This is a genomic window from Thermoanaerobacterium butyriciformans, from assembly GCF_017874545.1.
Taxonomy (GTDB): Bacteria; Bacillota; Thermoanaerobacteria; order Thermoanaerobacterales; family Thermoanaerobacteraceae; genus Thermoanaerobacterium; species Thermoanaerobacterium butyriciformans.
Map to the genome: position 1 here is coordinate 35,467 of NZ_JAGGLT010000031.1, position 6,356 is coordinate 41,822.

The 6,356-nt window shown below is 36.0% G+C and carries 5 protein-coding genes; all 5 read right to left on the bottom strand.

Annotated features, from left to right (window positions below; translation table 11 throughout):
* Nucleotides 1–126: 126 nt before the first annotated feature.
* Nucleotides 127–1,461 (bottom strand): GH1 family beta-glucosidase, encoded by a 1,335-nt coding sequence (locus J2Z80_RS12315; protein WP_209454648.1) that lies wholly within the window; start codon nucleotides 1,459–1,461, stop codon nucleotides 127–129.
* A 150-nt stretch (nucleotides 1,462–1,611) separates the two neighbouring features.
* Nucleotides 1,612–1,815 (bottom strand): 4Fe-4S binding protein, encoded by a 204-nt coding sequence (locus J2Z80_RS12320; protein ID WP_209454649.1) that lies wholly within the window; start codon nucleotides 1,813–1,815, stop codon nucleotides 1,612–1,614.
* A 117-nt stretch (nucleotides 1,816–1,932) separates the two neighbouring features.
* The gene (gene asnB / locus J2Z80_RS12325; protein ID WP_209454650.1) at nucleotides 1,933–3,774 is read right to left on the bottom strand and encodes an asparagine synthase (glutamine-hydrolyzing); all 1,842 of its coding nucleotides are present in this window, start codon (nucleotides 3,772–3,774) and stop codon (nucleotides 1,933–1,935) included.
* 157 nt (nucleotides 3,775–3,931) lie between these two features.
* The gene (locus J2Z80_RS12330) at nucleotides 3,932–4,270 is read right to left on the bottom strand and encodes a P-II family nitrogen regulator (RefSeq protein ID WP_209454651.1); all 339 of its coding nucleotides are present in this window, start codon (nucleotides 4,268–4,270) and stop codon (nucleotides 3,932–3,934) included.
* Nucleotides 4,270–5,862 carry an ammonium transporter gene (locus tag J2Z80_RS12335; protein WP_209454652.1) on the bottom strand — a complete coding sequence of 531 codons (1,593 nt, stop codon included), beginning with the start codon at nucleotides 5,860–5,862 and terminating at the stop codon, nucleotides 4,270–4,272. Before J2Z80_RS12335 ends, J2Z80_RS12330 begins: the two co-directional genes overlap by 1 nt.
* Nucleotides 5,863–6,356 lie beyond the last annotated feature (494 nt).

The following is a 6,356-nucleotide window of genomic DNA, read 5'->3' on the forward strand; positions in this document are numbered from 1 at the left end:
AAAAAATAATAACCAATATATTACATCACTAATAAATTATAATATTGAAAGCAGCAATAGTCAATAAAATAAAATGGCAGATTTTATGCTCTGCCATTTTATACATATATAATATTAATTTTTTTGTTAAATGGTCCTGGTTGAAATAAGATTCTTGTACCACAATGCGCTATCTTTCAATATCCTTTTCTCTGTTTCATAATCTACATATACTATTCCAAATCTCTTTGAATAACCATGAGCCCATTCAAAATTGTCCATCAATGACCACACAAAATATCCTTTCAAATTTCCTCCATCGTCTATGAAACGCTTAACCTGTTTAAAATGTTTCTTCAAAAACTCGATCCTCTTTTCATCATGGACGTGTCCATCATCTGATACCACATCTTTATAGGCAGCACCATTTTCTGTAATATACAATGGCAAATCAAAAGTATATTCATTTTTCAATCTCATCAATATATTGTAAAGTGATTCAGGATAAACCTCCCATCCCATCTCAGTTTTTTCATTATCAACATCTATTTGCTCAGCATTTAAAATACCGTCATTGCCCTTCTTAACAACAGCTCTAGTATAATAATTGACACCAAGGAAATCTAATTTTTGTGAAATCTGCTTTAAGTCGTCATCGGTTATAAAATCAGTCTTTGCATATTTACCAAATAACTCCAGCATATCCTTTGGATATTCACCTTTAAATATCGGATCTAAAAACCATCTGTTTTGGAATCCATCAGCTATTTGAGCGGCAGCTTTATCCTCAGGACTATCTGTAGCTGGAAATACTTCATTTAAATTTAGTGTTATACCTATTTTAGAATCACTTGAATTTATGTGTCTAAATATTTCTACAGCCTTGCCATGTGCAAGCAAAAGGTTGTGTGAAACTAAAACTGCTTCTCCCAAGTCTTTGTGTCCAGGAGCATGCTCACCTATAAAGTATGATAAGAATGATGAACACCAAGGCTCATTTAAAGTTATCCAATTTTTTATGTACCCGCCAAGCTCGTTAAAAAGCTTTGATGCATATTCGCCAAACCAATCTACAACTTCTCTATTAAGCCATCCACCTAAATCATCAGCCCATTGAGGCAAATCCCAGTGATAGATTGTGACAAATGGTTTTATATCATTTTTAAGTAGCTCATCTGTCAGCCTTTTATAAAAATCAATGCCTTTTGAATTGTAATGACCTTTCTCTGGAAAAATTCTAGGCCATGCAATAGAGAATCTATAAGCTTCAATGCCTAAGTCTTTCATCATCTTTACATCATCTTTGTAAAGATGGTAGTGATCACAAGCTACATCGCCATTGTGGCCATTGTATACCTTTCCATCCTGCCTGCAAAACGTATCCCAGATTGACATACTTCTGCCATCCTCATTGTAAGCACCTTCAACTTGATATGAAGCTGTTGCTACACCAAACAAAAAATCTTTATTAAAATCAGACATTTCAAACCCTCCCATAAATTATCTAATTACAATTATACCATATATTTACTCTCAATAAAAGAAAATAAACAAAAAAATATAGGTATATACCATTACGTACATACCTTTCTTCTTTTTTAATCCTATATTTAATATAACTAGACACTTCATCTATTCATTAACAAGTTTTATTGCACCATGTGGGCAGTATCTGGTACATACCCCACACCCAGTACATTTATCTTTATCAACATTTATTTCTACCTGAAATAAGCCTTTTCTTTCTAATTTAAAAGCGCCAAACTTGCAGCTGCGACTTGCCGGGCAAAATGGTGATCTATCACAAATATTCTGATCAACATATGCATACCTCATAACATTTCCTCCTTTTAATTCTTCAGTGATTATTATACCCCCCTACCGTAGTAGGTGTGCCTGTATACATTATACTTGTTTTCTGATTTATTTGTCAAGATCTTTCTACAATATCATCTATAAAATTCTTATCTTGTATTTTAAAAGCCATTCATTTACTTGTATGAGGTATGCATATAGCTGTGGACCACCCATAAGTTGAGAAAACCATGCTGGATCGTAATCTTTGGCATCAGTATCTATGAGATTTTGCACTTCCTTTTTGTTGATTAACTGTAGAATCGGTGAAGATGGATCGTCAATAATCCTTTGAAGCCAGCTTTTTACTTTCTCTTTAAAGACTGGGTTATGTGTCTTAGGATATGGGCTCTTCTTTCTCTCTACAACCATATCTGGTATATACCCTTTTAATGATTCTCTCAAAAGCCCTTTCTCTCTATTATGCAAATTTTTCATCTCCCATGGGATATTCCATACATATTCTACAAGCCTGTGATCAAGAAATGGAACTCGAACTTCCAAACCTGATGCCATGCTCATTCTATCCATCCTATCAAGAAGCATAGCAAGGAATCTGGTTTGGTTCAAATAAAATATCTCTCTCATGCGGGAAGATACTTTGTCTTCACCAGGAAGTTTTGGCACGTCATTTAAAGCTTCTCTGTACCGATCATTTAAGTACTCAATTGGACGAATCAACTTTACTACTTGTGGTGATAACAGCTTCATTCTCTCTTTAACCATTCTTATCCACGGAAAAGTATTGGCTTCAATAGCAGTTTTGTTTCTAAACCATGGATATCCTCCAAACACTTCATCAGCACCTTCACCTGATAGTGCGACTTTTACGCCTTTTTTGACTTCTCTTAAAAATAAGTACAATGAAGAATCAACATCAGCCATGCCTGGTAAATCGCGAGCATATAAAGCTGGTATTAGTGCATCTGCCAATTCCTCATTATCTACATAAACATAATTATGATTTGTATCTATTTCTTTTGAAACATCTTCAACCAAATCCGAATCGCTATTTGGCTGAAATTGATTTGGCTTAAAATATTTATCATTTCCGATATAATCAACTGAATATGTTATAAGCTTACTGCCTAATCTTTTTAATTTCTCGTTGGCAAAAACGGAAACCGCAGTTGAGTCTAATCCACCAGAAAGAAGTGAGCACAGCGGCACATCAGACACGAGTTGGCGTTTTGAGGCATCATCTAAAAGAAACCGAATCTTTTCCATCGTAGTATCAAGATCATCCTCATGTTCTCTACTTATTAGTGACCAATATTTTTTAATTTTAATCCCGCTTTTGCTAAATGTTATAGAATGCCCGGGCTTTAACTCATATATGCCACGAAAAATGCCAACACCCGGGGTTCTGGTAGGTCCCATAACAAATATCTCAGCAAGACCTTCTGCATCTACTTCAGCATCAATATATGGATGTGCTAAAATAGCTTTTATCTCAGAGCCAAAAATAAGTGACCCATTTTTATAAGTATAAAAAAGAGGTTTAACACCTAAGCGATCTCTCGAAAGAAAAAGCTTATTTTCATGGTCATCCCATACTGCAAAAGCATATATGCCATTTAATTTATATACACATTCAGTGCCCCATTCGATATATGATGTCAAAAGAACTTCAGTGTCTGAATGACCATTAAATGTATATCCTAATGATGCAAGTTCATGCCTTATTTCCTCTGTATTGTATAATTCCCCATTATATATGATGACGTATTTTTTATCTCCATATTCTTTAATCATCGGCTGCACTCCACCTTCTGGGTCAATTACAATAAGCCTAGTCTGTGCAAATGCACAATGTGATGAAAGCCATATTCCCCAACTGTCAGGACCTCGATTCTTAAGCTTTTCACCCATTGATGCAATTATACTGCTTCTATGTGTCAAATCTTCTTCAAAGCTTACCCATCCAACTATTCCACACATCTTACCAGCCCCTTCCAATATAAATAATAAGGGTAGCTTATTTGATATTGAATTTCATCTGTTTGTAGTATATGTGGAATCATGTAAAATGTGAAAAAGGCTTCTACACTAAAAATTTTTCTTGTGTAGAAGCCTAATGAAATTTCAATAAAACTTATTATATCGCTTTTTCTCCACGCTCACCAGTTCTTATCCTTATAGCGTCTTGTATGTCGTATATGAATATCTTTCCATCGCCTACATTGCCTGTCCTTGCCACTTTTGTAACTGCATCTACGATGCTTTCAACGCTTGCATCATCTGTCACTATCTCTATCTTAACTTTTGGGAGGAGGCTTATTTCTATTTCTTCTCCTCTGTAGATCTCTTTTTTCCCTTTCTGCAGACCACATCCAAAAACCTGTGATACTGTCATCCCATGTATTTTTATTTTACTCAATTCATTCTTAACTTCTTCTAAAACATCTGGTCTTACGATACAATCGACTTTTTTCATTATTTTACCCCCTTGCTTATCCCGGTATCATCAATAACTTCCGGACTTTTCATATTCTTTTCAAGAACTCCATCTGAGTACACAACAGGTGTCAATTGGAAATCAGGATACGCTAAAACGCCCATCTCTGGCAAATCAAGCCCTGCGATCTCGTCTTCCGGTTTAACTCTTATACCCATTATAGCATCAAGTGCTTTGTAGAACAAGTAGCTTAATCCAAAACCATATATGATTATAACTGCTATATCTATGAGCTGTGCCCAAAGCTGGCCTGTGCTGCCGTAGAGTATTCCTGTTACAGCACCTTGTACTCCATTAAGTCCAGCACCATATGTGCCGTCAGCAAATATACCGACGCTTAAAATACCCCACAAGCCATTTACACCGTGTACAGAAAAAGCTCCTACCGGATCATCTACCTTCAGTTTATTTTCAACAAAGGCAACAGATACGCAGACCAAGATACCAGCTACAGCACCGATTATAAAAGCCGATATACCATTTACAAACGCACACGGAGCCGTTATCGCCACGAGACCGGCTAAAGCGCCGTTGCACATCATAGACGGATCAGGCTTTCCGTATTTAAACCACATATAAAGCATTGCAACAAGTCCTCCTACAGCACCGGCGATCATGGTATTTGTTGCAACAACTGCAAGCCTTAAATCCGTTCCATTAAGTGTGGAACCTGCATTAAATGCGAACCATCCAAAGAATAGTATGATGGTACCGAGAATAGCCATTGGTATGTCATGACCCGGTATTGGCACCGGTGTGCCATCTTTCTTGAATTTTCCTATCCTCGGTCCTATTACCATCGCTCCTGCAAGTGCCATCATGCCCCCCATCGCATGAACAACACCAGATCCTGCAAAATCAATTACACCATTTCCGAGTCCAAGTTTGGCTCCAAGCTGTGATAGCCATCCTCCTCCCCAGACCCAGCCTCCATAAATCGGATAATAAACCATTGAAACAAAAAACGATCCGATAACAATTGCTAAAAATTTAACTCTTTCTGCCATTGCTCCTGTAGGAATGGTTACAGTTGTATCCATAAATACCATCTCAAAGAAGAACAACGCATACACACCGACGTCATACGTTCCACCGCTTGATAAGAAAAATCCGTTTAATCCAAGTAAATTCCATCCTCCTATGCTTAGTGCATGGTTTAAAGGCGCTGTACCTCCAAGGCTTGAAAATGCTCCTGAACCTCCCATCATAAATGCAAAACCTGTTAAGAAGAATCCAACAGTACCTACTAAAAATACCATGAGGTTCATCGCCATAGTGTGCATTGCATTTTTAGCCTGTGTAAAGCCTGTTTCAACAAGTGCAAATCCAGCTTGAAAGAAGAATATCAAAAAGGCAGTTAACATAACCCATACAAAGTTAATCCCAAGCTTATTCTTTGCAACTTGTGTCGCTACTTCTTCTAATGTAGGCTTACCTGCAACTGCACTTGCAATGTCTTTTGCAGTGCCAAGATTTGCTCCTGTTGGATCACCACCAGCAGCATATGCAAAACCAACTGTCATTGCCAAGAGCACTGCCAATACGAGGCCTATTATCACTTTCTTTTTCATAAGGAACACCTCCAGATTATTTATTTTTTATATTCTTTTAAAATTGCTGATCGAAAACTTTTTGTCTTTTATGCTTTTTGAAAGATTGTGAATTCTTGCAAAATATATTATTACAAGGTAGATGATGGGCAATGCCATTATGAATGCTGGTACGTGATTTGAAAAAATTAATATTGTATTATGCATTGAAATACTGTATAATATAAACGCCAAACTTAAAATTAAAATTATTGTATTTATGGTATATAAGATGATGATAGATATTTTTTTCACTTATATTATCACCTCCTTATAAAAAATGAAGGTGCTTATATCTTAAAAGATAAAGATTAAGCACCTTTGCTTTTCATTTGCCAAATAAATTGATTATATTTATCTGGCAAAATTTATATTAAATATATGATTAAGGTGTCAAAAGTATTTTTTTCATCCAAGTTTAGATGAAATATGGTAAAATAGAAATATAAACAAAAGGAAATAGAAGGAGCGATACA